The following is a 25,820-nucleotide window of genomic DNA, read 5'->3' as shown; positions in this document are numbered from 1 at the left end:
TGTTAAAATCCGCCAACGTTTTCGTCAGCAGTGTAGCCCAAAGCATTGCGTCATTCATAGGCAAATCCATTTCTTCTAGGCGATTCTCAGCGTTAGAATAAGCACTAAATCGATGCACTTAAATGAGAAACCTAATGCGCATACATATTCTTGGGATCTGCGGCACTTTTATGGGTGGGTTGGCGATGTTGGCGCGTTCGCTAGGGCATGAGGTGACTGGCTCTGATGCTAACGTTTACCCTCCGATGAGCACGTTGCTGGAAAAACAGGGGATCGAACTGATCCAGGGGTATGACCCGGCACAGCTGGAACCCAAGCCGGACTTGGTGATTATCGGCAATGCAATGATCCGTGGAAACCCTTGTGTAGAAGCCGTGTTGGAATTAGGGATTCCATACGTTTCCGGCCCGCAGTGGCTACATGATCAAGTGCTGCGCGATCGCTGGGTGTTGGCGGTGGCTGGTACGCACGGTAAAACCACCACCGCTGGGATGGTCACCTGGATCTTGGAGGCTTGTGGCTACCAGCCGGGCTTCGTGATCGGCGGCGTGCCGGGCAACTTTGATGTTTCTGCCCGCCTTGGTAGCAGCCCGTTCTTTGTGATTGAGGCTGATGAGTACGATTGTGCCTTTTTTGACAAGCGTTCCAAGTTTGTGCATTACAGCCCACGTACGCTGGTGATGAATAACTTGGAGTTTGACCATGCGGATATTTTTGACGATCTGAAAGCCATCCAGAAACAGTTCCACCATCTGGTGCGCCTGGTGCCGGGGAAAGGCAAAATTATTTTGCCGGATAACGATGCGCATCTGAAACAGGTGATAGCGATGGGGTGCTGGAGCGAACAGGAGCTGGTGGGTGACGAAGGGGCCTGGCGTGCGCACAAGCTGGCCCCGGATGCCAGCCATTATGAGGTTTTCCTCGATGGCGAGAAGGTAGGTGAGGTTAACTGGGCGTTGGTAGGTGAACACAATATGCACAATGGCCTGATGGCTATCGCCGCTGCTCGTCACGTGGGGGTGCAGCCCGTGGATGCTTGTCGTGCATTAGGTGATTTCATCAACGCTCGTCGTCGCCTGGAATTACGTGGCGAAGCCAATGGCGTAACGGTTTATGATGATTTTGCTCATCATCCTACCGCCATTCTTGCCACGCTGGCCGCGCTGCGTAGCAAGGTAGGAGGCACCGCGCGTATTCTGGCCGTATTAGAGCCTCGATCCAATACCATGAAAATGGGGATCAGCAAAAATGAGCTGGCTCCTTCGCTTGGCCGTGCCGATGAAGTGTTCCTGTTTCAGCCTCATCATATTCCCTGGTTGGTGGGGGAAGTTGCTGATGCCTGTGTGCAGCCAGCACATTGGCATGCCGATCTTGATACGCTGGTGGAGATGATTGTCAAAACGGCACAACCGGGTGACCATATTTTGGTAATGAGCAACGGGAGTTTTGGCGGTATTCACAATAAGCTGCTGGCCGCTTTGGCCAACAAGGCTGAGCCGAAAGACGTTTACTAAAAATTATTGCAGGCGAACTTTTTGGCGCCGATAAAATGCCCTCGCGAACGAGGGCAATGGGATAGTTCGGGTAGAACGACGTGGCATTTACTTGGGAACTCGGCAGTGGCATTGGCGAGGGTAATTCGGTAAATGTCACCTTTGGGGTTATTTATAAATTTCCGCCGTGGCGTGGAAGCTGTTGTCGTTACGAACTTCGATCACGCGATACGCTTTCGCCCCTTGCTGGTCAGCTTTATCAGACAGTGCTTGGCTGATATCGGAAGGTGCGCCAGCCACACCGCTCACGGTAATCGTGCCGGCAGATTGCAGGCTTTCTGCCTGTGGCGTATCAACCAGTTGTGCTGCAAATGAGCCAAAAGAAAGCATAGACAGGAAACTCATTGTTGCTACGGTAGTTTTAATTTTCATGATTTAACCTCATCGTAATTTATTTGTTGTTCACAGTTAAATGTGATTTACGTCACGAAAATGAGTATAGGCGTAGTTATCTGAAAAATTAATAGCAAACTAATATTTGCTAGTGAAACTTTATTTGTTCAATGAAGGTTTTAATAACTCAATGGAATAAAAAACGGGTATAAAACGTTCTTTTTTTATTAAATATATGTAATTTCAGTTGGTTGAATGAATTTGATTAAAAGTGCGAAACATTGCAAGACACCGCTCATGCTTCATAAAAATGCCATGAAAATGTGCTGCAGGTTCGATGAGAAGCCGTTTTCAGCGTGATAAGGCAATTGGGGAGCGCTAACAAAACGGGGCAATCAACCCTGCTCTGTTAGCGGAATACATCATAATTCTTGTTCAAACAGCGTGAGAATGGCTTCAAAGAGCTGCCGTGCGGTAAATGTGTTGGCTGGGGTAACAAAAATAGTATCGTCCCCAGCAATAGTACCCAGAATCCCTTCGGATTTACCTAATGAATCCAGCAAACGCGCAATGAGCTGTGCAGCCCCTGGGCTGGTGCGGATGACCACAATGGCATCATTATGATCGATATCCAGTACCAGATTTTTCAGCGGGCTGGTCGTGGTTGGTACACCGAGTTCTGCCGGAAGGCAATACACCATCTCCATTTTGGCATTGCGTGTGCGTACGGCCCCGAATTTGGTCAGCATGCGTGATACTTTGGATTGGTTAATGTTTTCGAAGCCTTCTTCTTGCAGCGCCAAAACGATCTCGCTTTGAGAACTGAATTTCTCTTCTTTCAATAACGCTTTGAACGCTTTGATCAGATCTTCCTGCTTGGCGGGATTACGCATTTTGCACCGTAGAATGTTGATAATGGATGCCATGATTATGCATATAAATGAATTTTTATGCTATACGAGGCCACGAAGAGAAAAATAATAACGTTGGGGAAATAGGGAGTAGCCCTGCATTTTAACAAAATCATGACTTGATGAATATGCTCTTTTCTTAAGGAAACGAGTCAGCTTTCTGGTAAAGAAAATGTTATAAAAATGATGTTGTTCTGATGTTATGTAAGGGTGTAATGTAACGACCGGTTAATTTGTTCGTGAAAAATCTCTCATTATTTGTGATTAGTGTGCGATATGCCCTTAATGCGTAAGCTTTTTAATCTAAAATAATCGCGATATGGGCCATTTTATGGCGCTAGTTTTCAAACAGTCTGCTAACAGGTTGTTTTTAAAGGTGCAATAAATTAAGGTCCAAGACTAAAGAATTCACGGTGCTTTTATATTTAAGATAATAAAATAAAAGGAGTATTAGGATGAAAGTTGCAGTTCTCGGTGCTGCCGGTGGTATTGGTCAGGCCCTCGCTCTTCTACTCAAAACCCAGCTTCCTTCAGGTTCTGAACTCTCCCTCTACGATATTGCCCCTGTGACTCCAGGTGTTGCCGTTGACTTAAGCCATATCCCAACCGCAGTAAAAATCAAAGGCTTCAGTGGTGAAGATGCAACGCCTGCGCTGCACGGTGCTGATGTGGTGCTGATTTCTGCTGGTGTTGCGCGCAAACCTGGTATGGATCGTTCAGATCTGTTCAATGTGAATGCCGGTATCGTGCGTAATCTGATCGAACAAGTCGCTAAAACCTGCCCGAAAGCCTGCATCGGTATCATCACCAACCCGGTGAATACCACAGTAGCGATTGCAGCAGAAGTGCTGAAAAAAGCCGGGGTTTACGACAAGAACAAACTGTTTGGCGTAACATCGTTGGATATTATTCGCTCCAACACTTTCGTGGCTGAACTGAAAGGCAAAAAGCCGGAAGCGCTGGATGTGCCGGTTATCGGTGGTCACTCAGGCGTCACCATTCTGCCTTTACTGTCGCAGATCCCCGGCGTGAGCTTTACCGAGCAGGAAGTGGCTGATTTGACTAAACGTATCCAGAACGCGGGTACTGAAGTGGTTGAAGCCAAAGCCGGTGGTGGTTCAGCCACGTTGTCCATGGGGCAGGCTGCGGCGCGTTTTGGTTTGTCTCTGGTACGTGCGTTGAGTGGTGAAAAAGGCGTTATAGAATGTGCTTATGTTGAAGGCGATGGCAAATATGCCCGGTTCTTCGCACAACCATTAGTGCTGGGCACTAATGGTGTGGAAGAACGCAAAGATATCGGTTCCCTGAGCGCATTTGAACAGAAAGCATTGAATGAGATGCTGGATGTCCTGCACAAAGATATCGAACTAGGTGAAAAATTTATCAATACGGGGCCGTAAGTAAGAACCGTCCAGAATTTTGACCCGTTTGCTACTTGCTGGGCTTGCATCTGATCAGAGCGTAAGCCCAGCAGTTTTCGCTTCTGGTTCGATTTTTTCCTCTCGTAGCCCAAGAAGCCATCTTCGTTTAGGCCACAAACGGCTTTTCCTGATAAATCCTCTTCCAGATATTCCGGGTAGTTTTATATTTTCGTAGTAATCACGACGGCAGGGTAAAGTTGTAATAGATACTCATGCTGACAAGTTATTACCCATACGCTTTCAATGCCCTTTTTCCTGCCTGCGAATTTGAGCAATGACCAGTCACAACTGGCGATATATTGGTTGTGTTTAAATTGGGTTTGTTTAGTGATTGATACCCAATATATTGCAGGCTCGCTATGGGCGTATAGTTTCAAGCGAATGCTTAGCTCCAGCATTTATTGTCTGGCCGATGTTCTATGTCAGAATCAGGCGCTCTAATGGCACTACTCCCTTAACGCTTAATAAACAACTCACACATTCTTCCTTTATATGTTTGCTTTCATAAAAAAAGGCAGCAAAATTCATCTCTCAAGCTAATAAGAATCACAAGGAATATTATCGATATGAGAGACGTGCTATGTAAAAAATATGGTTTTTTGTTTGTATTGGTTTCTTTCAGCGCTTTATCGGCTGGGGATTATACAGAAACTGCACGAGCAGGCTCACCAGATAGCTGGATGACAGAGGAATTTAAACGTCAATGGGGGCTGGAATCTATCGGTGCTCATTATGCCTACGCAAGAGGTTATAATGGCGAAGGCGTTAATATCGGTATATTTGATGAGGCTGTCTTCTCTCACCCAGCATTTGAAGGGAAACTCAATCAAGTTGATGTCGCTGAGCCATATAACTTTTCGGGTGCTGAGGATTTCCCAAATCTGGGAAAATTTATTTTTGGTGACCATGGAACACATGTAGCAGGGATAGCCGCAGCGGCCCGTAATGGACAAGAGATGCATGGGGTAGCTTATAATTCAGGACTGGTTTCAGCTAAGTACCTAAATTCAAATAATAATTATTTTGAAAGGCTGATACAAAGTAATGTGCGCGTGTTTAATAATAGTTGGGGGACTGACATTCCTATCCATAGGGATAGTGATGGTCGCCCTATAATCCTGCCCAATGGTAGACCGTTTTACGTACAAACCACAGCGCAAGATTCTATAGATATATTATCGTTCGATGATGTTGTTGCTATTGATACATTAAGTAAAAGCCCGATATCACCATCCAATCAGAGCCTAATAGGTACATATGCAGCATTACTACGTGCATCGCGTGCGGACAAACTAGTAGTGTTCGCGGCAGGTAATGCCAATAACTATAATGTGCCTTTCCTGACCCCATCCATTCCGTATTTCTTTCCAGATGTACTCAATAATTTTATTATCGCAGCTAACCTCACTGTGGATGACGAACTGGATACTTCATCCACCAGCTGTGGATATACGGCAAGTTACTGTATTTCTGCACCGGGTACTGATATTTATAGTGCTACTGCACAAACGGATTACGAGCACTATTTTCAAACGGGTGAGAAAAATATAATACCAGCCTACGGATTGAAAACCGGAACATCAATGGCGGCTCCTATGGTTTCAGGTGCTGCGGCCGTACTGATGCAACGGTTTCCATATATGACCGCGTCTCAAATAGCTACGGTGTTGCTTACAACAGCCACCGATCTTGGTGAAAAAGGAATTGATGTGGTATATGGATGGGGGAAACTTAATTTAAGAAGTGCGATTGATGGCCCGAAAATGTTTGTCACCGCCGCTGATATACCAGAAGATTTATATATCAATGGTTCCTATACGCAAACGCAATTTATAGCCAACATTCCTGGTATTGGCGCGGTTGTTGAGTCTGGAACCAGTAATGAACGCATCTGTAGCGGTGTTGAATGTGGTTATGATAATTGGATAAATGATATTGACGGGCATGGCGGTTTAACCAAAATGGGAGCAGGTGCCCTGGAGTTAACTGGAGAAAACACCTACCTTGGACCGACCCTCATTAATCAAGGTTCGTTGATCGTTAATGGCTCTGTTTCCTCGAACGTTAGTGTGCAAAGCGGGGGAATACTCGCCGGTTCCGGCAGCGTTGGTTCGCTGATTGCCCATAGTGGCAGCACCATCGCACCGGGTAACTCGATCGGCACGCTGAGCGTGACCAACAACGTCAGCTTCAAGCCAGGTTCGCACTATGCGGTGGAAGTGGGGCCAAATGGGCGTAGCGATTGGATCCAAAGCGGTGGTTCAGCAGTGATAGACGGTGGTGAAGTGGCGGTATCGTTGGAAAACAACAGTAATTTGCTGTTGCAAAGCGAAGTACATAGCTTACTGGGCCAGCAGTATAACATCCTGAGTGCTCAGCAGGGGGTTAACGGGCGGTTTGATTCAGTGGCACCAAACTATTTGTTTCTTGGTACCGGGCTGAACTATCAGCCAACTCAGGTGATGCTGCACGTCGGGCGCAATGATACAGCCTTCGCCAGCGTGGCGCAGACGCAGAATGAGCGTGCAACAGCAGCAGCAGCGGATGCGCTGGCGGCAGGCAACCCAGTGTACGAGAGTATCCTCAATAGTAGTACCGTAGGGGGCGCACGGCAGGCATTCCGCCAATTGTCGGGCCAAATTCATGCGGATATCACGTCGGTGCTGGTGAATGACAGCCACTATCTGCGGGAAGCACTGAATGGGCGCTTGCGCCAAGCGGAAGGGCTAACCAATTCACTGGGCATCAAGGCGAATGAGGGCGGTGCCTGGGCACAACTGCTGAAGGTTTGGAACCATGCATCCGGCGACGCCAACGCGACTGGGTATCAAGCTTCAACGGATGGGGTGCTGTTGGGGTTGGATTCAACGTTGGCGAACGATTGGTGGTTGGGAAGCGCGGCCGGTTATACCCGAACCTCACTGAACGGTGGCTATGGCGCGGATGCGGACAGCGACAATTACCATCTGGCGGCATATGGTGGCAAGCAGTTCGGTGCGCTGGCGCTGCGGGCGGGAGGAGGTTACACCTGGCACCGCATCAATACCACGCGCTCGGTGAAGTATGGGGTGCAATCAGATCATGATGCAGCGAAGTACAGTGCACGGACTGAACAGTTGTTCGCAGAAGCGGGCTATAGCGTAAAAAACCAGTGGGTGAATCTGGAACCGTTCGCGAATCTGGCGTACAGCAACTTCAAAAACAATGGTATCGCGGAAAATGGCGGGGCGGCAGCGCTGCGTGGTGGCCAGCAGCACACCGATGCGATGGTATCAACGCTGGGGTTGAGGGCGGATACCGAGTGGCAGGTGAGCAAAGGTACAACGATAGCGTTGCGCAGCGAGCTGGGTTGGCAGCATCAGTTCGGGGAACGGGAGCGAGGTATTGGATTACGCTTCAACGGCAGCAGTGCGCCGTTCGTGGTGAACAGTGTGCCGGTTTCGCGTGACGGCATGGTGTTGAAGGCTGGAGTTGAGGTAGCGGTGAACGACAACGCCACGCTGTCGTTGGGCTACGGTGGTTTATTGTCGCAGAATCATCAGGATAATAGCGTCAACGCCGGCTTTGCCTGGCGTTTCTGAACGATGAAGAAAGGTGTGGCAGCCGTGAAAGCTTGGTGGCTGCCCCCACTGTTCTCATATCGAAATCTAAACGCAAACGCTGAGCATCTGCGAAACGCTCGGTCCTGAATCATCAGAAAGAGAGTCATTGATTAAATTAATACATAAACGCCGAACGACCGTATGTATCATCCACTCAGAATTTCACCGGATGCCCTGAGAAAATGGGCAAACACTGAATAGCCTCTCTCATAACGGGCAATGCCCGTACCATTACCGCCGGGCTGTGCTCCGGCGGTTTTTAATGCGTCTCATGGTTTGATACGGCTTTTTCTATCCAGTAGACGGTGTGTATGCGGATCAAAATACCGGCTTGGCCAAATTTCTGCTGGGTGAACATTCAATGCGTCGGCAATCAACCATTCTCCTTTTGGCCAGGGGCGTGAAAGCGCGTTGGCCAGCGTGGATGAGCTTAATCCTGCTTCGCGTGAGACCGCTGCCAATGTTGTTCCTCTCTTCTTCAACGCTGCGATGACATCTGCTGGGTGCCAGTCTGGATTCCGTGAATTCATGTTTACATTCCTTTTTTGATTAGAGAAAGTTCTGTTAGTGGTATAACTAACAGGTCAGAATTAATCGTTTGAACAACATGAAACGCTTATTCAGAAATTAGAATACCATTAAGTTTCTAAAAAACACCTTATGGTTTCTGAAAAAGTCGGCTTTGCTACACTATTGTCCAGAGATGATGGCTATGAAAAACGAGTGGTTTGCCGCCAAGGAGCTTACAGGCATCACAGGATTACCTTCCTCAACACAGGGAATCAATTTAATGGCACGGCGCGAAGGCTGGGTCAGCCGCCGCCGCAAGGGCGTTCAGGGAAAGGCGCTGGAATATCATATCGACAGCTTGCCAGCCAACGTCAGAAATGTGTTGATATTGCGAGAGGAGCCGGCAGTCTATGATGTGGAGCGTCAGGAACTGTTAGCCGTCTGGATTGAATATTATTACCACCTGTCAGACAGTGAGCGAGCAATGGTGATGGCATTTCTGATGCGTGAAGGTGTCGGTGGTTTGTTGGCGTGGATTGCCGGACAAAATAATCCATAATGCGGTGATGGCACCCCAGTATGGCGTAGTACAGAACATCGCTTTCTGCGTGCTCCCTGTTTTACCTCGCTTGAGGTCAATAAGCCCCCCTTGAGTGTGCTACCTCATCATTTTCTTGTTTCAGTAACCGTAATAGGAATGACATGGCTAACGGATGGGCATTACTTATTCGTCTATTGGAACGGATTAATGCAGAAAATTAATAGGCCTGTAATATACAGGCCTGCTTGAATTTTAAGAAATTATGATTTCTTAAAAATCACGCTGAACCGCCAAATGTGCTAAGGCTTCCAGTGCTGTACGATGTGGGGATTTGGGTAATACGTGTAATGCGCTGATCGCCTTATCTGCCTCTTCTTCAGCACGCTGGCGGGTGTAGCTCAAAGAACCACACGCCTGCATGGCAGCCAAAACCGGTTCTAACAGATGGCGGCCATTTCCCTGTTCAATGGCTTTGCGGATCATCGCAGACTGTTCTGCATCACCATGGTGCATGGCATGCAAGAGAGGTAACGTAGGTTTGCCTTCATTGAGATCATCACCGGTATTTTTGCCTAGAGTGGCCCCGTCAGCACTGTAATCAAGCAGGTCGTCGATCAACTGGAAAGCAGTACCCAGGTAGCGGCCGTAGTCCTGTAGTGCTTTTTCCTCGGCTTCATTGGCGCCAGAAAGAATGGCCGTTGATTGAGCTGCTGCTTCAAATAAACGGGCTGTTTTACTGTAGATCACCCGCATGTAATTTTCTTCTGTGATGTCAGGATCACGCACATTCATCAGCTGCAACACTTCGCCTTCGGCAATTACGTTGACGGCCTCAGACATCACTGCCAGCACGCGCAATGATTCCAGACTGGTCATCATCTGAAAGGCGCGGGTATAGATGAAGTCACCAACCAGCACGCTGGCGGCGTTGCCAAAGGCTGCATTGGCCGTAGCTTTACCACGGCGCATATCAGACTCATCCACTACGTCATCGTGCAACAGGGTGGCGGTATGGATGAATTCGATCAGGGCTGCCACGGTGATGTGTTTATCCCCCTGATAGTGCAACGCCCGTGCTGCAAGAACGGCAATCATCGGGCGAATACGCTTACCACCACCGCTGATAATGTAGTAGCCAAGTTGATTGATGAGTGTGACATCGGAACTCAACTGTTCGAGAATTGTTGCGTTCACGGCCGCCATATCTTGTGCGGTTAATTCAGTAATTTGTTCTAGGTTCATTATATTTTTTCAGCTGTGTCTCTTTTCAACCGCGATGATATCGCTGCGCATATCGATAGTATGACGGTAACTGTTTCATGATTGTACTTGAAAAACGTTTCAGATAAACGCCATGAAAGAAACTGTGCTTTTTTTCTTCTTTTTTCATCTTCCAGCCCTATTCAGCTCTTGTCATAGGGGGGATTATTGCGTAGAATTCGCGCCCTATTGTGAATATTTATAGCGTGCTCTGTACTAAACAGTTGGGTACGCGGAAAGCGGAGTTTTATATGTACGCGGTTTTCCAAAGTGGTGGTAAACAACACCGAGTAAGCGAAGGTCAAACCGTTCGCTTGGAAAAGCTGGACATCGCAACTGGTGAAGCGGTTGAGTTTGACCAGATACTGATGATCGCCAATGGCGAAGATATCAAAATCGGCGTTCCTTTCGTCGATGGCGGTAAGATCAAAGCTGAAGTCGTTGCTCACGGTCGTGGCGAGAAAATTAAGATTGTTAAGTTCCGCCGTCGTAAGCACTACCGTAAGCAGCAGGGCCACCGTCAGTGGTTCACTGACGTTAAAATCACCGGCATCAGCGCTTAAGTTAGGAGAGCGGATTAATGGCACACAAAAAAGCTGGCGGCTCGACTCGTAACGGCCGCGATTCAGAAGCTAAACGTCTGGGCGTGAAACGCTTTGGCGGCGAAGCAGTACTGGCAGGCAGCATCATCGTTCGTCAGCGCGGCACTAAATTCCACGCGGGTACTAACGTGGGTTGCGGCAAAGACCACACTCTGTTTGCTTTGAAAGACGGTAAAGTCAAATTCGAAGTTAAAGGCCCGAGCAATCGTAAATTCATCAGCATCGAAGCTGAATAATTTTTCGAGCCTGACGAAATAGATGTAAGCCCCGCAATTCATTGCGGGGCTTTTTACATTTATACCTACCCTACTTTAAGCCGCAGATGCGTTGGCATTAGGAAAAATGGAAACAAAACAGCAGGCAGGTATGGGTATTTTCCTGGCACTCACCACCGCAGTTTGTTGGGGAGCATTACCGATTGCGATGAAGGAAGTTTTACAGGTGATGGAGCCGTTTACCATCGTCTGGTATCGCTTTACCATGGCGGCTATCGGCCTGGGTATGATTCTGGCGGTGCGCGGGCGTTTACCGCCAGTGCAGATGTTTCGTCAGCCGCGCTGGCTGCTGTTGCTCATTATTGCCACGGCCGGGTTGCTGGGTAACTTTGTATTTTTCAGTTCTTCACTGCAATACCTTAGCCCGACGGCATCACAGGTGATTGGCCAGCTATCTCCCGTTGGCATGATGTTCGCCAGCGTACTGATCCTGAAAGAACGGATGCGTACCACCCAGGTGATCGGGGCATTAATGCTGATTTGTGGGCTGGTGCTGTTTTTCAACGTCAGCCTCATTGAAATTTTTACTCGCCTGACCGATTACACCCTTGGTGTTCTGTTGGGCGTGTGTGCAGCTTTGGTCTGGATCACCTATGGGGTGGCTCAGAAAGTGTTGTTACGCCGATTAGCTTCGTCCCAGATTCTGGTCATGTTGTACACTTTATGTGCGATTGCATTATTTCCGCTGGCTAAGCCAGAGGCGATTTTCCAACTCAGCCACTGGCAACTGGTTTGTCTGTTGTTCTGTGGCGCTAACACGTTGATTGGCTATGGGGCATTGGCCGAGGCAATGGCACGTTGGCAGGCAGCGCAAGTGAGCGCATTAGTCACGCTCACTCCGCTGTTCACCCTGCTGTTTTCAGATTTATTGGCGCTGGCATGGCCACAGGTATTCGCTGCCCCGACATTGAATGTTGTCGGTTATATCGGGGCTTTCGTGGTGGTTGCGGGTGCCATGTTTTCCGCAATTGGTCACCGTTGGTGGCCGCGACGGGCAGAACCCCACCTGGTGGCTTCTTTGAAGCAATCTGGTGAATGATTTACGGAGACGGTAAATGAAGTTTGTAGATGAAGCGACGATCCTGGTCGTTGCAGGTGATGGTGGTAATGGTTGCGTCAGCTTCCGCCGTGAAAAATACATCCCGAACGGTGGGCCGGACGGTGGTGACGGTGGCGATGGTGGCGATGTCTATCTGTTGGCTGATGAAAACCTGAATACCCTGATTGATTACCGCTTTGAAAAATCTTTCCGTGCCGAGCGTGGTCAGAACGGCCAGAGCCGTGACTGCACGGGTAAACGCGGTAAAGATATTGTGATTAAAGTGCCGGTGGGAACGCGTGTGCAAGATCAGGGCACTGGCGAGATCCTGGGTGATATGACCCGCCATCAACAGCGTCTGATGGTGGCAAAGGGCGGCTGGCACGGCTTAGGCAACACCCGTTTCAAATCCTCGGTAAACCGTGCTCCACGCCAGAAAACTTTGGGTACTAAAGGTGAAACGCGTGACATCCTGCTGGAGCTGCTGTTGCTGGCTGATGTTGGTATGCTGGGGCTGCCGAACGCAGGTAAATCGACGTTTATACGTGCGGTATCGGCTGCCAAACCTAAAGTGGCGGACTATCCATTCACTACCTTGGTGCCAAGCCTCGGCGTGGTGCGTATGGACAGTGAGCAGAGCTTTGTGGTTGCCGATATCCCAGGGCTGATTGAAGGTGCTTCAGAGGGGGCTGGTCTGGGGATTCGCTTCCTTAAACACCTGGAGCGTTGCCGTGTGTTGCTGCATTTGGTGGACATTGCACCGATAGATGAGTCTGATCCAGTAGAGAATGCCAAGGTCATCATCAATGAACTGCATCAATACAGCGAGAATCTGGCCCAAAAACCGCGCTGGTTAGTATTCAATAAAGTTGACCTGCTGGATGAGGAAGAAGCCGCTGAACGTGCCAAAGCGATTGTAGAAGGCATGGGCTGGGAAGGTAAGTACTATATGATCTCCGCCGCTAACCGTGCAGGAGTTAATGCGCTGTGTTGGGACGTGATGAACTTTATCAATACCCAACCGAAAGCGATGGCGATTGAAGAAAGTGCGCCAGAGAAAGTCGAGTTTATGTGGGATGATTACCATCGTGAGCAAATCGCGGAGGTGGAAGCTGAAGCGGAAGACGATTGGGATGAAGATGACGATGAAGGCGTCGAAATCATCTATCAAAAATAATTTCTTTAGTATGATCAGAGTGAATAAAAGGGCTTAGTGATACTAAGCCCTTTTCATTGGCTCAATACGTTATCAGGTATCCAGCATTGGGCATCCAGGCCGCTAGCATCGGTACGGTTTTCCAGCGTCAAATACCCTTGATGCAGCTGTATAATTCGGATCACGATATTCAATCCAAGACCACTGCCGCCGTAACGCTGATCCATCCGGCGAAATGCCTGCGTCAGCTTTCCGGCCATCTCATGTTTAACGCCTGGTCCTTCATCTATTACCCGCAAGCGCTGCCCGCGATCCTGTGGTGTGAGCTGAACGTGAATGGTGCTGTTTTTAGGGCCATAACGGTGGGCATTTTCTACCAGATTACGCAGCATTAGGCGTAGCAGAACCGGATCGCCATGCGTGAATGCCTGAGCAGGCAACTGCCACAGCAGTTTTTGCCCGCGTTGAGCAGCCAATTCCTCCAACTCTTCCCGCAATGGTGTAATGACGTTGGCTACCCAGTCAAACTGCTGATAATGGCCGCTGGCAAAATTCTGACCGGCGCGCGCCAGCATCAACAATTGTTCGATGACGTACATCAATTGGTCGATGCGGGTAATCAAGATTTTACTTTCTTTAATCCCTTGCTGTTCCATCAGTTCCAGATGCAGGCGAATACCCGCCAACGGTGTGCGCAACTCATGGGCGGCATCGGCAGTAAACAGGCGTTCTTGCTGAATGGTGTGATCGAGACGAGAGAACAGTTGGTTCAACGCATTGGTTACCGCCATCATTTCCAGGCTGTCGCTGCTGGCAGGTAATGGCGTCAGATTATCCGCGGAGCGTTTCTCTAAGCGTTCCTGCAACTGATTAAGCGGGCGGATAATCCAACTGATAGCCCAGAAAGAGGCTAACAGGGTCACAAGCATCATGATCAGCGACGGGGCCAGCAATGAAGCAATCGCTTCAGCAATTTCGGTATCGACCCGCTCATTACGTACTTTCGCCGATAAGGTTTCGTCTACCAGGAAACTGATTTGTTCCTGGCTCTCATGCCATAACCAAAACGCACTGATAAGCTGGGTAACCAGAAGGATCAGCGCCAGCATCAGCAGCAGACGGCGGCGCATGCTGATCATGATGAAGGTTCCAAGCGATAACCGATGCCGCGTACGGTGCGGATGCGATCTTTACCCAGTTTGCGGCGCAGATTGTGCATATGAACTTCGAGGGTGTTGGAGCCTAAATCATCATTCCAGGTATAGAGGTCTTGCTGCAACAACTCGCGATTAACGGTTTGGCCGGCGCGCATCATCAGGCGTGACAGAATGGCGAACTCTTTCGGGGTCACATCCACCGGTTGTTGTTGCAGGTACACTTGTTGGCTGGAGAGATTGAGCGTCAGGTCATCCTGTTGCAGCAGGTTATCGCTGTGGCCTTGATAGCGGCGAATCAGCGCGCGTACCCGTGCCAACAGTTCAGCCAAGGCAAAGGGTTTGATCAGATAGTCATCGGCACCAGCATCCAGGCCATCAACGCGATCTTCCAAGGCATCGCGCGCAGTCAGGATCAGTACCGGTATGCTGATGTGCTGGCGGCGCCACTGGCGCAGCAGGCTGGCACCGTCAAGATCCGGTAGGCCAAGATCCAGAAGCACCATGCTGTATTGGCTGGTGACGAGCAAGCTGCTGGCCTCAGAGGCCGTGGTAGCGTAATCGCAGGCATAGCCTGCGTTGGATAATGCCAACGCCAGGCCTTGCTGCAACAGCTCATCATCCTCAACAATCAGTAACTTCATGCTGATTGCTCCTCAATTATTCTGATAAATATCGCGATACAGCCTGCTTTCGAAACGGACCAACGGCGCGCGGCGTTGTTTCTGATCTTCCGGCGGCACTGCGTAACCTGACAGATATTGCACGAAAGCATAACGCTGGCCGCTGGCGGTGGTGATAAAGCCCGCTAAATTATACACCCCCTGCAATGCACCAGTTTTGGCGGAAACTTTACCATCAACCCCCGCTTCATGCAGCCCGCCACGATAGCGCAAAGTGCCGTCGTAGCCGGACAATGGCAACATCGAGATGAGGTTTAGCTCGCTGTCGTGTTGGGCAATATATTGCAGTGCCTGCATCATGGTCGCGGGAGCTAACAGATTATGGCGTGACAGGCCAGAGCCATCGACCACAATACTGTTACCTAAATCCACCCCGGCTTTTTGGCGCAACACCTGGCGCACAGCGTCAGCACCTGAACGCCAGGTGCCGGGTGCGCCAAAACGTTCATGTCCAATGGTGCGGAATACGGTATCAGCAATCATATTGTCGGATTTTTTCAGCATGATTTTCAGCAATTCATGCAGCGGTGCCGATTGTGTCTGGGCAATCACCGTTCCGGTCATGCCAGGTACGGTCTGGCGCTTCAGGTGGCCGTTAACCTGGATACCTGCCTGCGTCAGTTCATCTTTCAGGATTGCGCCAGCGTAACTGGCACCATCTTGAATAGCGAAAGCCAGAGGCAGAGGTTCACTGCGCTGCATCAGGCATCCGGTCAGTGTAAAACGGTTGAGTTCACCCGGCACTACGTCAAGTTCACAGTATTGTGCATCTGCGGAACCCTTTGCCAGCGTGCGTACCTGGCTGAACATATTGACCGGATAAAACGATGCTACACGGATGAAAGCCATTTCGCCGGGGTTTGGGGCACTGTAAAGTGAGACCGAAAAGCAGTTGCGATCCACAATCGCTGCTGCTGGCGGGGCACTGAAACACTGCGTCAGATCGTTCCAGGGCCAGCCTGGAGCTTTATCGTGGCTGGAAAATACAGAGATATCGATCAGGACATCGCCGCTGATCTCACGCACTCCTTGTTTTTTCAGCACTGCCACCATGTTGCGCAGGCTCTGACGTTTGAACGTTGGATCTCCGCTGAAACGAGCGATCAGATTACCGCGCAGCACACCATCTGTGATGTTGCCCTGGCTTTCCAAGGTGGTGGTAAAGCGATAATCAGGCCCGAGTTGTAATAAGGCTGCCAGCGCTGTCAGCACTTTCTGAGTACTGGCCGGTATTGCCATTTGCTGTGAATGATAATCAATGGTTGGCGTGGTGGCGCCAATCTTCTGAACGATCAGGGCAAGGTTAGCCCCATCAGGCAGATATTGTGTGTAATCTTCAACCGGGGCCGCATTTACATTAAGGATAAATGCACAGGCCAATGCACTGACAATTCGTGAAAAACGCATAATCTTGAGGGCAACCGCTGGATAACATGCTGCCATACTACGGTGCATTAAGGGAGAAAGTAAACGATGACCCTTAAGGAACTCTACGCTAAAATGCCTCTTAAAATGCAAAATCGATTCCGACTTAGGGGAAAGTTCTGAGTCAGGTTTCTTTTGTTTATCGCCTGGAGACGGAAGGTGGGAGCCGACCGTATTTTCATACGAACACGTCAGGATGACGGCTATTTGAACAGGAAAGATTTTTAGAGGTATTGAAACGATGAAACAGATTCCGATGACTTTATTTGGCGCAGAGCAACTGCGTGAAGAACTTGACTACCTGAAAAGCGTGCGCCGCCCGAAAATCATTGCAGATATCGCAGATGCTCGTGAACACGGTGATTTGAAAGAGAATGCCGAATATCATGCTGCCCGTGAGCAACAGGGTTTCTGTGAAGGGCGCATCCAGGAAATTGAAGCCAAACTGTCTAACGCACAGGTGATTGATATCACCAAGATGCCTGATACTGGCCGCGTTATTTTTGGCACCACCGTAACGGTGATGAACCTGGAAAGTGAGGATGAAGTCACGTACCGTATCGTGGGTGATGATGAAGCTGACTTCAAAAAGAACCTTATTTCAGTCAATTCCCCCATGGCGCGTGGTTTGATTGGTAAAGAGCAGGATGACGTCGTGGTGATCAAAACACCGGGCGGCGATGTTGAATATGAAATCCTGAAAGTAGAATATCTTTAAATTGTGGGCAGCTGCTCAGATATTCAGCAGGGTTTTGTAAAGAAAAGAAAAAGGCCGCAAGCGGCCTTTTATCTGAGCCTGCTGCATGGCACCTTTTCGCTATACTCGTCATAATTTAACTGTTACGCACATTATGACGGGTATATGGGTGACTGATTTAGCGCGGCAGTGTGATTTTGCGCTCTTTTGACGGGCGGTAAAGAACTAGCGTATTGCCGATCATTTGTACATTGCAGGCACCGGTTTCACGCACGATTGCGTCGGCGATCAATGTTTTGGTGTCGCGATCTTCAGCAGCGATTTTTACCTTGATCAGCTCGTGATGCTCCAGAGCTTGTTCAATTTCAGCCAGCACCCCTTCGGTGAAACCGTTATTACCCAGCATGACAACCGGTTTCAACGGATGTGCCAGGCCTTTCAGGTGCTGTTTTTGTTTATTATTCAGATTCATTGTCTTTTTTGCTTAAGTTGGGATTGAAAACGGGTCATTCTACCGCCATCTCATGTATATCACCAAATCAGTCTGCATCGAATGGCGTCTACGTGAGCGGCGAACCTGACATAAGAGATTCTTTTTAGGATAGTTGGAAAACGAGATGGCTAATAAAAAGCGTTCGGCTAGTTCCAGTCGCTGGCTACAAGAACACTTTAGCGATAAATATGTGCAGCAGGCGCAGAAAAAAGGGCTACGTTCCCGAGCCTGGTTTAAACTTGATGAAATACAGCAAAGTGACAAATTGTTTAAACCGGGAATGACGGTTGTTGATTTGGGAGCGGCGCCGGGTGGGTGGTCGCAATATGTTGTAACCCAGATTGGTGGTAACGGGCGCATCATTGCTTGTGATATTTTGCCGATGGATCCTATTGTTGGTGTCGATTTCCTTCAAGGTGATTTTCGTGATCAACTGGTACTTAAAGCACTGTTGGAACGTGTAGGTGAAAGTAAGGTTCAGGTTGTCATGTCTGACATGGCACCGAATATGAGTGGCACCCCGGCGGTCGATATCCCGAGATCGATGTATCTGGTAGAGTTAGCACTGGAAATGTGTCGTGATGTCCTCGCCCCAGGCGGTAGTTTCCTGGTGAAGGTGTTCCAGGGAGATGGTTTTGACGAGTACCTACGGGAAATTCGCTCCCTGTTTACGAAAGTTAAGATTCGTAAGCCAGACGCTTCACGCGCGCGTTCGCGGGAAGTGTACATTGTAGCGACAGGGCGGAAACTGTAGTACCCTAACGCTGTTTGTTAACACAGTTGTAATATGAGGTTAATCCCTTGAGTGACATGGCGAAAAACCTAATTCTCTGGTTAGTCATCGCAGTTGTATTGATGTCTGTATTTCAGAGCTTTGGGCCCAGCGAGTCTAATGGACGTAGGGTGGATTACACCACTTTCATGTCCGAACTGACCCAAGATCAAATTCGTGAAGCACGAATCAATGGGCGTGAAATTAACGTTACTCGTAAAGACAGTAACAAATACACGACCTTCATCCCTGTCAACGATCCGAGACTGTTGGATACGTTGTTGACCAAGAATGTCAAAGTTGTTGGTGAGCCGCCGGAAGAGCCGAGCTTGCTGGCTTCTATCTTTATTTCCTGGTTCCCGATGCTGTTGCTGATTGGGGTCTGGATCTTCTTTATGCGGCAAATGCAGGGTGGCGGCGGCAAAGGCGCGATGTCCTTTGGCAAGAGCAAGGCCCGTATGTTGACGGAAGATCAGATCAAAACCACTTTTGCTGACGTTGCGGGCTGTGACGAAGCAAAAGAAGAGGTCAGTGAACTGGTAGATTATCTGCGCGAACCGAGCCGTTTCCAGAAACTGGGCGGTAAGATCCCGAAAGGCGTGTTGATGGTAGGGCCGCCAGGTACTGGTAAAACCCTGCTGGCGAAAGCCATTGCGGGTGAGGCCAAAGTGCCGTTCTTCACCATTTCCGGTTCTGATTTCGTTGAAATGTTCGTCGGTGTTGGGGCTTCTCGCGTACGTGACATGTTCGAGCAGGCTAAAAAAGCGGCACCGTGCATCATCTTTATCGATGAAATCGATGCCGTTGGCCGTCAGCGTGGTGCTGGTTTAGGTGGTGGTCACGATGAGCGTGAGCAAACGCTGAACCAGATGCTGGTTGAAATGGACGGTTTTGAAGGCAATGAAGGCATTATCGTGATTGCGGCGACTAACCGCCCGGATGTGCTTGATCCTGCACTGCTGCGCCCAGGTCGTTTTGACCGCCAAGTGGTGGTGGGTTTGCCAGATGTACGTGGCCGTGAACAGATCCTGAAAGTACACATGCGCCGTGTGCCACTAGCGCCAGATATTGACGCTTCTGTGATCGCGCGTGGCACTCCGGGTTTCTCCGGTGCAGATCTGGCCAACCTGGTCAACGAAGCAGCATTGTTTGCAGCACGTGGCAGCAAGCGTGTGGTATCGATGGTGGAATTCGAAAAGGCCAAAGATAAAATCATGATGGGGGCAGAGCGCCGTTCCATGGTGATGACCGAAGCGCAAAAAGAATCCACTGCATACCACGAAGCGGGTCACGCGATCATTGGTCGCTTGGTTCCTGAGCATGATCCGGTGCATAAAGTTACGATCATTCCTCGTGGCCGTGCGCTTGGTGTGACTTTCTTCCTGCCGGAAGGAGATGCCATCAGCGCCAGCCGTCAGAAACTGGAAAGCCAAATTTCCACGCTGTACGGCGGTCGTTTGGCGGAAGAGATTATCTATGGGCCGGAAAAAGTCTCTACTGGTGCATCGAACGACATTAAAGTTGCCACCTCGATCGCCCGTAATATGGTGACACAGTGGGGCTTCTCGGAGAAACTTGGGCCATTGCTGTATGCGGAAGAGGAAGGCGAAGTGTTCCTGGGCCGTTCTGTGGCTAAAGCGAAACATATGTCGGATGAAACCGCACGTATCATCGATCAGGAAGTGAAATTACTGGTTGAGCGTAACTACGTTCGTGCTCGTGCGTTGTTGATGGAAAATATGGATATCCTGCATTCAATGAAGGATGCCCTGATGAAATATGAAACTATTGACGCTCCGCAGATCGACGATTTGATGAACCGTAAAGATGTGCGCCCACCGGCAGGTTGGGATGATGCGGCCAAGAACAGCAACTCCGACAACGGTGGCACACCAAAGGCTCCAACGTCGATTGATGAGCCGCATACCTCAAATCCAGGTAATCCTTTGTCTGAACAGCAACAGTTCGACAAATAACCTCAGCTATGTAATAAAATCAAACCCCGGCTAGCCCGGGGTTTTTTACACCTGTCATAACTGGAAATTGTTCATTTACTGCGGCGCTCAGCCCATTTATGGAATGACAACGTCCAAACCTACTTCTGATAGGTAATATTAAGGTTTATTAATCATGCAGTTAATTGTTAGAGACCAGATTATCGATCTCAATCATCCACAGGTGATGGGGATTCTTAACGTCACTCCTGATTCCTTTTCTGATGGTGGTCGGCATCATTCGCTGAATGATGCCTTGTTGCACGCTCATGCGCTGATCTCCGCAGGTGCGACGATGATTGACGTGGGAGGTGAATCAACCCGCCCAGGTGCCGCAGCTGTTAGTGAAGAGGAAGAAATTGCGCGCGTAGTGCCCGTGGTGGAAGCGTTGGCCCAACGATTTGAAGTTTTTATCTCGGTAGATACCTCAAAAGCCGGTGTGATCCGCGAATCAGCCCTTGCTGGAGCGCACTTGATCAACGACGTTCGTTCGCTGCAAGAACCAGGGGCGTTAGAGGCCGCAGTTGCAAGCGGTTTACCGGTTTGCCTGATGCATATGCAGGGGGAACCGCGTACTATGCAGCAGGCACCGCATTACGACGATCTGATGGGTGATATAAAGGCGTTTTTTCAGCATCACATTGAGCGTTGTGTCGCTGGGGGAATAGAAAAACAGAAATTGTTACTCGATCCAGGCTTCGGTTTCGGTAAGAATTTGGCGCATAATTATCAGCTTCTGGCCCGGTTGTCAGAATTTCATCATTTTGGTCTGCCTCTGTTGGTAGGGATGTCGCGTAAATCGATGATTGGACAGCTGTTGAATGTGCCCCCTGAACAACGGGTTATTGGCAGCGTTGCCTGTGCGGTGATCGCAGCAATGCAGGGAGCACAGATTGTCAGAGTGCATGACGTTAAAGAGACTGTCGAGGCGATGCGTGTCGTCGAGGCAACACTTTCAGCTAAGGGGCAGTAGAGACATGAGCGAACGCAAATATTTTGGTACCGATGGCATCCGTGGCAAAGTCGGTGACAACCCGATCACCCCAGAATTCGTTCTTAAGCTCGGTTGGGCTGCTGGTAAGGTACTGGCACGCCATGGTTCTCGTAAAATCATCATCGGTAAAGACACTCGTATCTCTGGCTATATGCTGGAATCCGCGTTGGAAGCGGGTCTGGCAGCTGCTGGCCTTTCCGCCTCCTTTACCGGCCCAATGCCAACCCCGGCAGTGGCTTATCTGACCCGAACCTTCCGTGCGGAAGCCGGGATCGTTATCTCAGCTTCACACAACCCGTTCTATGATAACGGTATCAAATTCTTCTCTATCGATGGGGCCAAGCTACCCGATCATGTGGAAGAAGCTATCGAAGCCGAAATGGAAAAACCGCTGACCTGCGTTGAGTCTGCCGAATTGGGTAAAGCCAGCCGTATCGTGGATGCTGCGGGGCGCTATATCGAGTTTTGTAAAGGTACTTTCCCAAGCGAGCTGAGCCTGAATGACTTGAAAATAGTGGTAGATTGTGCGAATGGCGCGACCTATCACATTGCCCCCAGCGTACTGCGTGAGTTGGGGGCGACGGTGATCGCTATCGGTTGTGAGCCGGATGGTATGAACATCAACGAGCAATGTGGTGCTACCGATGTGCGTCAGTTGCAGGAGCGAGTGTTGGCAGAACAGGCGCATGTAGGCCTGGCTTTTGACGGTGACGGCGACCGTGTGATGATGGTTGACCATTTGGGTAACAAAGTAGACGGTGACCAACTCCTGTACATCATTGCCCGTGAAGGTTTACGCCAAGGCCAGCTGCGCGGCGGGGCCGTAGGTACTTTGATGAGCAACATGGGGTTGGAACTGGCATTGAAACAGCTGGGTATCCCATTTGCTCGTGCCAAAGTCGGGGATCGCTACGTGCTGGAAAAACTACAGGAGCTGGGTTGGCGCATTGGAGCAGAAAACTCCGGCCATGTGATCCTGTTGGACAAAACCACTACCGGTGACGGTATTGTGGCTGGCTTGCAAGTGCTGACCGCCATGGTGCGTAATAATATGAGCCTGCATGATCTGTGTAGTGGCATGAAATTGCTGCCGCAGATCCTGGTGAACGTGCGTTTCGTTGGCGAACATAATCCACTGGAATCGGCAACTGTACGTGAAGTGACCGAGCAGGTAGAGGCAGAGCTGGCTGGTCATGGTCGCGTCTTGTTGCGCAAATCGGGAACCGAACCGTTAATCCGCGTCATGGTGGAAGGTGAGGATGAAAAACAGGTTGAGATGCTGGCTCATCGTATCGCTGATGCGGTGAAGCAGGCAGGCTAACGCCTTGTTTTCACGCAGGCATCGTTCACTGTGCCTGCGTGGATCACAGATTATGCCAGTTTTTGATGTTTTTTTCCGCAAACGCATCAGTGGCTGCAAATTGCCCTTGCGTGGTCTGACGGCTTTGGTTAGTATTCACACCCGCTTCAGTGGGCTGTTTAGTGACATACCACGGCTTCATAGATACAGAAGCATCTGAGGTGAGAAGCATTTGGCACGCGGTGAACCCGCAAGGATACAGGTACGACTATGTACGAAGCTCTTCTGGTAATTTTCTTGCTGGTTTCAATCGGGCTGGTTGCTCTGATTATGTTACAGCAAGGCAAAGGCGCTGATATGGGGGCCTCATTTGGAGCAGGTGCTTCTGGCACATTGTTCGGCTCAACTGGCTCAGGCAACTTCATGACCCGCATGACGGCTGTTTTGGCGACGTTATTTTTCGTCATCAGTCTGATTTTGGGTAACTTGAGCAGCAATAAAAACCAGAAAGGCAGCGAGTGGGAAAACCTGGGGCAGCCAGTGAAAACTGAGCAAACCACTGCACCGGTAGCACCTGCCAAGCCAAGCAGCGATATCCCGCAGTAAGCAGTAAAAGTTTGAAAATGGTTGTTAGTGCGCAGGCAGTAAAAACAGCCATTAAGCAGTAAGAATCAGTACCGAGGTGGTGGAATTGGTAGACACGCTACCTTGAGGTGGTAGTGCCCTAACGGGCTTGTGGGTTCGAGTCCCATCCTCGGTACCAAATCCCAGAGATGACTTGCGTTTTAGCAATTATCAGCGTAGCATTTGCCACGTTTTCGGACGCGGGGTGGAGCAGCTTGGTAGCTCGTCGGGCTCATAACCCGAAGGTCGTCGGTTCAAATCCGGCCCCCGCAACCACTTTCCTTATGAGTGTCTATTTTCAAATACACTTTTCGATTGAAATCCGCTTTTCTCGAACAACATTTGAAAATGACACTGGTAAGAAAGTTGTACCGAAGCTGCTTTGCGGCAAACAGGGTCCAGTTGCATAATGCCCCGAATTTTCGGGGTTTTTTGTTATTTGGCAACAGAATCACTGGGCTATTAGGCCCTTTTTTTATGTCTTGGGGGTGGGCTTGTCCACATTAGAGCAAAAGTTAACAGAGATGCTTTCCGCACCGGTAGAAGCGTTGGGCTTTGAGCTTGTAGGCATCGAATTTATTCGGGCGCGCCAATCAACGTTACGCATCTATATTGATAGTGAGAATGGAATCAATGTTGATGATTGCGCTGATGCCAGCCACCAGGTCAGCGCTGTACTGGATGTCGAAGATCCTGTCACGGTCGCTTACAACTTGGAAGTCTCCTCTCCTGGCCTTGATCGTCCTATGTTCACTGCGGAACACTATCAACGTTTTACTGGTGAAGAAGTCAGCGTTGTTCTGCGTATGGCGATACAAAACCGCCGTAAATGGCAGGGCATTATCAAGTCCGTTGAAGGTGAGATGATCACGGTTACTGTGGAAGGGAAAGATGAAGTGTTCGCACTGAGTAACATTCAGAAAGCGAACCTGGTACCCCACTTTTAAAGTTTGGATGAGGCAACTAGGATGAACAAAGAGATTCTGGCGGTTGTTGAAGCTGTTTCCAATGAAAAATCCCTTCCGCGTGAGAAGATTTTTGAAGCGCTGGAAACCGCATTAGCCACCGCAACCAAGAAAAAATATGAACAGGAAATCGATGTACGTGTCAGCATTGACCGTAAAACCGGCGATTTCGACACCTTCCGCCGTTGGGTTGCCGTTGATGAAGTGACCCAGCCGACGCGTGAAATCACGCTGGAAGCTGCACAGTATGAAGATCCATCCATCGAACTGGGTGGTTATATCGAAGATCAGATCGAATCCGTTACCTTTGATCGTATTACTACCCAGACTGCGAAACAGGTTATCGTACAGAAAGTCCGTGAAGCTGAACGTGCGATGGTGGTTGATGCGTTCCGTGAACATGAAGGTGAAATCGTCACCGGCGTGGTAAAAAAGGTTAGCCGCGACAACATTGCGTTGGATTTGGGCAGCAATGCTGAAGCAGTGATTGGCCGTGAAGACATGCTGCCGCGTGAAAACTTCCGCCCAGGTGACCGTATTCGTGGTGTCTTGTACGCTGTCCGCCCGGAAGCGCGTGGTGCACAACTGTTCGTCAGTCGCTCCAGCCCGGATATGCTGAAAGAGCTATTCCGCATTGAAGTGCCGGAAATCGGCGAAGAAGTGATTGAAATTAAAGCGGCAGCCCGCGATCCTGGCTCCCGTGCAAAAATTGCTGTAAAAACCAACGACAAGCGTATCGATCCGGTCGGTGCCTGCGTTGGTATGCGCGGTGCCCGCGTCCAGGCAGTTTCGAGCGAGCTTGGCGGGGAGCGTATTGATATCATCCTGTGGGATGATAACCCTGCACAATTTGTCATCAACGCCATGGCTCCAGCGGATGTAGCCTCGATCGTGGTGGATGAAGACAAGTGCACAATGGATATTGCCGTTGAAGCCAGCAACCTGGCACAGGCGATCGGCCGTAATGGCCAAAACGTGCGTTTAGCCTCCCAATTGTTGAAACAACATCGTGATGATGATCGCTGGGAACTGAACGTGATGACGGCGGACGATCTGCAAGCCAAACACCAGGCTGAAGCTCATGCCGCCATTGATACCTTCACCAAGTATCTTGATATCGACGAAGATTTTGCCACGGTTCTGGTTGAAGAAGGCTTTTCAACGCTGGAAGAACTGGCCTATGTGCCAATTAAAGAGCTGCTGGAAATCGACGGACTGGATGAAGATACGGTTGAAGCATTGCGCGATCGTGCCAAAGCTGCATTGACCACGCTGGCTCTGGCTCAGGAAGAAAGCCTGGGCGACCAAAAACCCGCTGATGATTTGCTCAACCTTTCGGGCCTTGAGCGTAGCATGGCCTTTAAACTGGCCGCGCATGGGGTTTGTACGCTGGAAGATCTTGCCGAGCAGGGTGTTGACGATCTGGCTGATATTGAAGGGCTTAGTGATGAACAGGCCGGCGAGCTGATTATGGCCGCTCGTAATATCTGTTGGTTTGGCGATAACGCGTAATAAA

At 49.7% G+C, this 25,820-nt stretch carries 25 protein-coding genes and 2 tRNA genes; 18 read left to right on the top strand and 9 right to left on the bottom strand.

The annotated features are described in order from the left end of the window. Nucleotides 1-134 precede the first annotated feature (134 nt). A complete protein-coding gene (mpl, locus tag Z042_RS01025; RefSeq protein ID WP_024912436.1) occupies nucleotides 135-1,514 on the top strand; it encodes a UDP-N-acetylmuramate:L-alanyl-gamma-D-glutamyl-meso-diaminopimelate ligase in 1,380 nt (459 codons plus the stop codon). A gap of 147 nt (nucleotides 1,515-1,661) precedes the next feature. On the opposite strand, the gene yhcN is transcribed toward mpl, so the two are convergent. Together yhcN and argR are read right to left on the bottom strand one after the other, a co-directional pair. Further along, complete coding sequence (gene yhcN, locus Z042_RS01020) at nucleotides 1,662-1,925, bottom strand: peroxide/acid stress response protein YhcN (protein WP_024912437.1); 264 nt, start codon at nucleotides 1,923-1,925, stop codon at nucleotides 1,662-1,664. 383 nt (nucleotides 1,926-2,308) lie between these two features. Next, nucleotides 2,309-2,779, bottom strand: coding sequence for a transcriptional regulator ArgR (gene argR, locus Z042_RS01015; RefSeq protein ID WP_024912438.1), 471 nt, complete (start codon nucleotides 2,777-2,779; stop codon nucleotides 2,309-2,311). Nucleotides 2,780-3,252: 473 nt separating this feature from the next. Here argR and mdh point away from each other — a divergent pair, with 473 nt between their 5' ends. Further along, nucleotides 3,253-4,197 carry a malate dehydrogenase gene (gene mdh / locus Z042_RS01010; protein ID WP_024912439.1) on the top strand — a complete coding sequence of 315 codons (945 nt, stop codon included), beginning with the start codon at nucleotides 3,253-3,255 and terminating at the stop codon, nucleotides 4,195-4,197. 587 nt (nucleotides 4,198-4,784) lie between these two features. Further along, nucleotides 4,785-7,799: an autotransporter outer membrane beta-barrel domain-containing protein gene (locus Z042_RS01005; RefSeq protein WP_024912440.1), complete on the top strand. Its 3,015-nt coding sequence runs from the start codon at nucleotides 4,785-4,787 to the stop codon at nucleotides 7,797-7,799. A 290-nt stretch (nucleotides 7,800-8,089) separates the two neighbouring features. On the opposite strand, the gene Z042_RS24685 is transcribed toward Z042_RS01005, so the two are convergent. Then, nucleotides 8,090-8,350: a helix-turn-helix domain-containing protein gene (locus Z042_RS24685; protein ID WP_071882777.1), complete on the bottom strand. Its 261-nt coding sequence runs from the start codon at nucleotides 8,348-8,350 to the stop codon at nucleotides 8,090-8,092. Nucleotides 8,351-8,532: 182 nt separating this feature from the next. Here Z042_RS24685 and Z042_RS01000 point away from each other — a divergent pair, with 182 nt between their 5' ends. Next, nucleotides 8,533-8,889, top strand: coding sequence for a DNA-binding protein (locus Z042_RS01000; RefSeq protein WP_024912441.1), 357 nt, complete (start codon nucleotides 8,533-8,535; stop codon nucleotides 8,887-8,889). A 252-nt stretch (nucleotides 8,890-9,141) separates the two neighbouring features. Here the strand turns inward: Z042_RS01000 and ispB are convergent, their stop codons facing one another. Continuing rightward, nucleotides 9,142-10,113, bottom strand: a complete 972-nt coding sequence (ispB, locus tag Z042_RS00995; protein WP_024912442.1) for an octaprenyl diphosphate synthase — start codon at nucleotides 10,111-10,113, stop codon at nucleotides 9,142-9,144. A 269-nt stretch (nucleotides 10,114-10,382) separates the two neighbouring features. Between ispB and rplU the strand changes: the two genes are divergently transcribed. The 4 genes from rplU to cgtA all read left to right on the top strand — a co-directional run bounded on the left by rplU (nucleotide 10,383) and on the right by cgtA (nucleotide 13,224). After that, the gene (gene rplU / locus Z042_RS00990; RefSeq protein ID WP_004955927.1) at nucleotides 10,383-10,694 is read left to right on the top strand and encodes a 50S ribosomal protein L21; all 312 of its coding nucleotides are present in this window, start codon (nucleotides 10,383-10,385) and stop codon (nucleotides 10,692-10,694) included. Nucleotides 10,695-10,711: 17 nt separating this feature from the next. After that, entirely contained in the window at nucleotides 10,712-10,969 is a 258-nt protein-coding gene (gene rpmA / locus Z042_RS00985; RefSeq protein ID WP_004933559.1) for a 50S ribosomal protein L27, read from the top strand. Between the two features lie 106 nt (nucleotides 10,970-11,075). Continuing rightward, nucleotides 11,076-12,047 carry a DMT family transporter gene (locus Z042_RS00980; protein WP_024912443.1) on the top strand — a complete coding sequence of 324 codons (972 nt, stop codon included), beginning with the start codon at nucleotides 11,076-11,078 and terminating at the stop codon, nucleotides 12,045-12,047. A 16-nt stretch (nucleotides 12,048-12,063) separates the two neighbouring features. Continuing rightward, nucleotides 12,064-13,224 (top strand): Obg family GTPase CgtA, encoded by a 1,161-nt coding sequence (gene cgtA, locus Z042_RS00975; RefSeq protein WP_024912444.1) that lies wholly within the window; start codon nucleotides 12,064-12,066, stop codon nucleotides 13,222-13,224. Between the two features lie 53 nt (nucleotides 13,225-13,277). On the opposite strand, the gene pmrB is transcribed toward cgtA, so the two are convergent. Genes pmrB through dacB form a run of 3 tightly spaced genes read right to left on the bottom strand, consistent with a single transcriptional unit; the run spans nucleotide 13,278 to nucleotide 16,447 of the window. Continuing rightward, on the bottom strand, nucleotides 13,278-14,342 hold the full coding sequence (gene pmrB, locus Z042_RS00970) for a two-component system sensor histidine kinase PmrB (protein ID WP_024912445.1): 1,065 nt from the start codon (nucleotides 14,340-14,342) through the stop codon (nucleotides 13,278-13,280). Continuing rightward, nucleotides 14,339-15,001, bottom strand: coding sequence for a two-component system response regulator PmrA (pmrA, locus tag Z042_RS00965; RefSeq protein WP_024912446.1), 663 nt, complete (start codon nucleotides 14,999-15,001; stop codon nucleotides 14,339-14,341). Before pmrA ends, pmrB begins: the two co-directional genes overlap by 4 nt. Nucleotides 15,002-15,013: 12 nt before the next feature. Continuing rightward, nucleotides 15,014-16,447 (bottom strand): serine-type D-Ala-D-Ala carboxypeptidase, encoded by a 1,434-nt coding sequence (gene dacB, locus Z042_RS00960; protein ID WP_024912447.1) that lies wholly within the window; start codon nucleotides 16,445-16,447, stop codon nucleotides 15,014-15,016. A 259-nt stretch (nucleotides 16,448-16,706) separates the two neighbouring features. Here dacB and greA point away from each other — a divergent pair, with 259 nt between their 5' ends. Continuing rightward, the gene (gene greA, locus Z042_RS00955; protein WP_024912448.1) at nucleotides 16,707-17,183 is read left to right on the top strand and encodes a transcription elongation factor GreA; all 477 of its coding nucleotides are present in this window, start codon (nucleotides 16,707-16,709) and stop codon (nucleotides 17,181-17,183) included. A gap of 157 nt (nucleotides 17,184-17,340) precedes the next feature. Here greA and yhbY read toward each other — a convergent pair whose 3' ends face one another. Next, entirely contained in the window at nucleotides 17,341-17,634 is a 294-nt protein-coding gene (gene yhbY, locus Z042_RS00950; RefSeq protein ID WP_024912449.1) for a ribosome assembly RNA-binding protein YhbY, read from the bottom strand. A gap of 145 nt (nucleotides 17,635-17,779) precedes the next feature. Between yhbY and rlmE the strand changes: the two genes are divergently transcribed. The 4 genes from rlmE (at nucleotide 17,780) to glmM (ending at nucleotide 22,736) form a co-directional block, all read left to right on the top strand. After that, nucleotides 17,780-18,409, top strand: coding sequence for a 23S rRNA (uridine(2552)-2'-O)-methyltransferase RlmE (gene rlmE / locus Z042_RS00945; protein ID WP_024912450.1), 630 nt, complete (start codon nucleotides 17,780-17,782; stop codon nucleotides 18,407-18,409). A 47-nt stretch (nucleotides 18,410-18,456) separates the two neighbouring features. Continuing rightward, the gene (ftsH, locus tag Z042_RS00940) at nucleotides 18,457-20,403 is read left to right on the top strand and encodes an ATP-dependent zinc metalloprotease FtsH (protein ID WP_071882776.1); all 1,947 of its coding nucleotides are present in this window, start codon (nucleotides 18,457-18,459) and stop codon (nucleotides 20,401-20,403) included. 154 nt (nucleotides 20,404-20,557) lie between these two features. Next, a complete protein-coding gene (folP, locus tag Z042_RS00935) occupies nucleotides 20,558-21,394 on the top strand; it encodes a dihydropteroate synthase (RefSeq protein WP_024912452.1) in 837 nt (278 codons plus the stop codon). Between the two features lie 4 nt (nucleotides 21,395-21,398). Further along, complete coding sequence (glmM, locus tag Z042_RS00930) at nucleotides 21,399-22,736, top strand: phosphoglucosamine mutase (protein ID WP_024912453.1); 1,338 nt, start codon at nucleotides 21,399-21,401, stop codon at nucleotides 22,734-22,736. 43 nt (nucleotides 22,737-22,779) lie between these two features. Here the strand turns inward: glmM and Z042_RS25785 are convergent, their stop codons facing one another. Beyond that, nucleotides 22,780-22,917 (bottom strand): hypothetical protein, encoded by a 138-nt coding sequence (locus tag Z042_RS25785; RefSeq protein WP_154666857.1) that lies wholly within the window; start codon nucleotides 22,915-22,917, stop codon nucleotides 22,780-22,782. 68 nt (nucleotides 22,918-22,985) lie between these two features. Between Z042_RS25785 and secG the strand changes: the two genes are divergently transcribed. The 5 genes from secG (at nucleotide 22,986) to nusA (ending at nucleotide 25,816) form a co-directional block, all read left to right on the top strand. Further along, nucleotides 22,986-23,321 (top strand): preprotein translocase subunit SecG, encoded by a 336-nt coding sequence (gene secG, locus Z042_RS00925; protein WP_024912454.1) that lies wholly within the window; start codon nucleotides 22,986-22,988, stop codon nucleotides 23,319-23,321. A 70-nt stretch (nucleotides 23,322-23,391) separates the two neighbouring features. Beyond that, nucleotides 23,392-23,478, top strand: a tRNA-Leu gene (locus Z042_RS00920). 60 nt (nucleotides 23,479-23,538) lie between these two features. After that, nucleotides 23,539-23,615 (top strand) — tRNA-Met (locus Z042_RS00915). 218 nt (nucleotides 23,616-23,833) lie between these two features. Further along, nucleotides 23,834-24,286, top strand: a complete 453-nt coding sequence (gene rimP / locus Z042_RS00910; protein ID WP_024912455.1) for a ribosome maturation factor RimP — start codon at nucleotides 23,834-23,836, stop codon at nucleotides 24,284-24,286. A gap of 21 nt (nucleotides 24,287-24,307) precedes the next feature. Then, nucleotides 24,308-25,816, top strand: coding sequence for a transcription termination factor NusA (gene nusA / locus Z042_RS00905; protein ID WP_024912456.1), 1,509 nt, complete (start codon nucleotides 24,308-24,310; stop codon nucleotides 25,814-25,816). The last annotated feature ends 4 nt before the right edge of the window (nucleotides 25,817-25,820 follow it).

The sequence above is a fragment of the Chania multitudinisentens RB-25 genome, from assembly GCF_000520015.2.
Lineage (GTDB): Bacteria > Pseudomonadota > Gammaproteobacteria > Enterobacterales > Enterobacteriaceae > Chania > Chania multitudinisentens.
The sequence above is the reverse complement of the archived record's forward strand: the minus strand, read 5'-3'. Positions and strand labels throughout refer to the sequence as shown.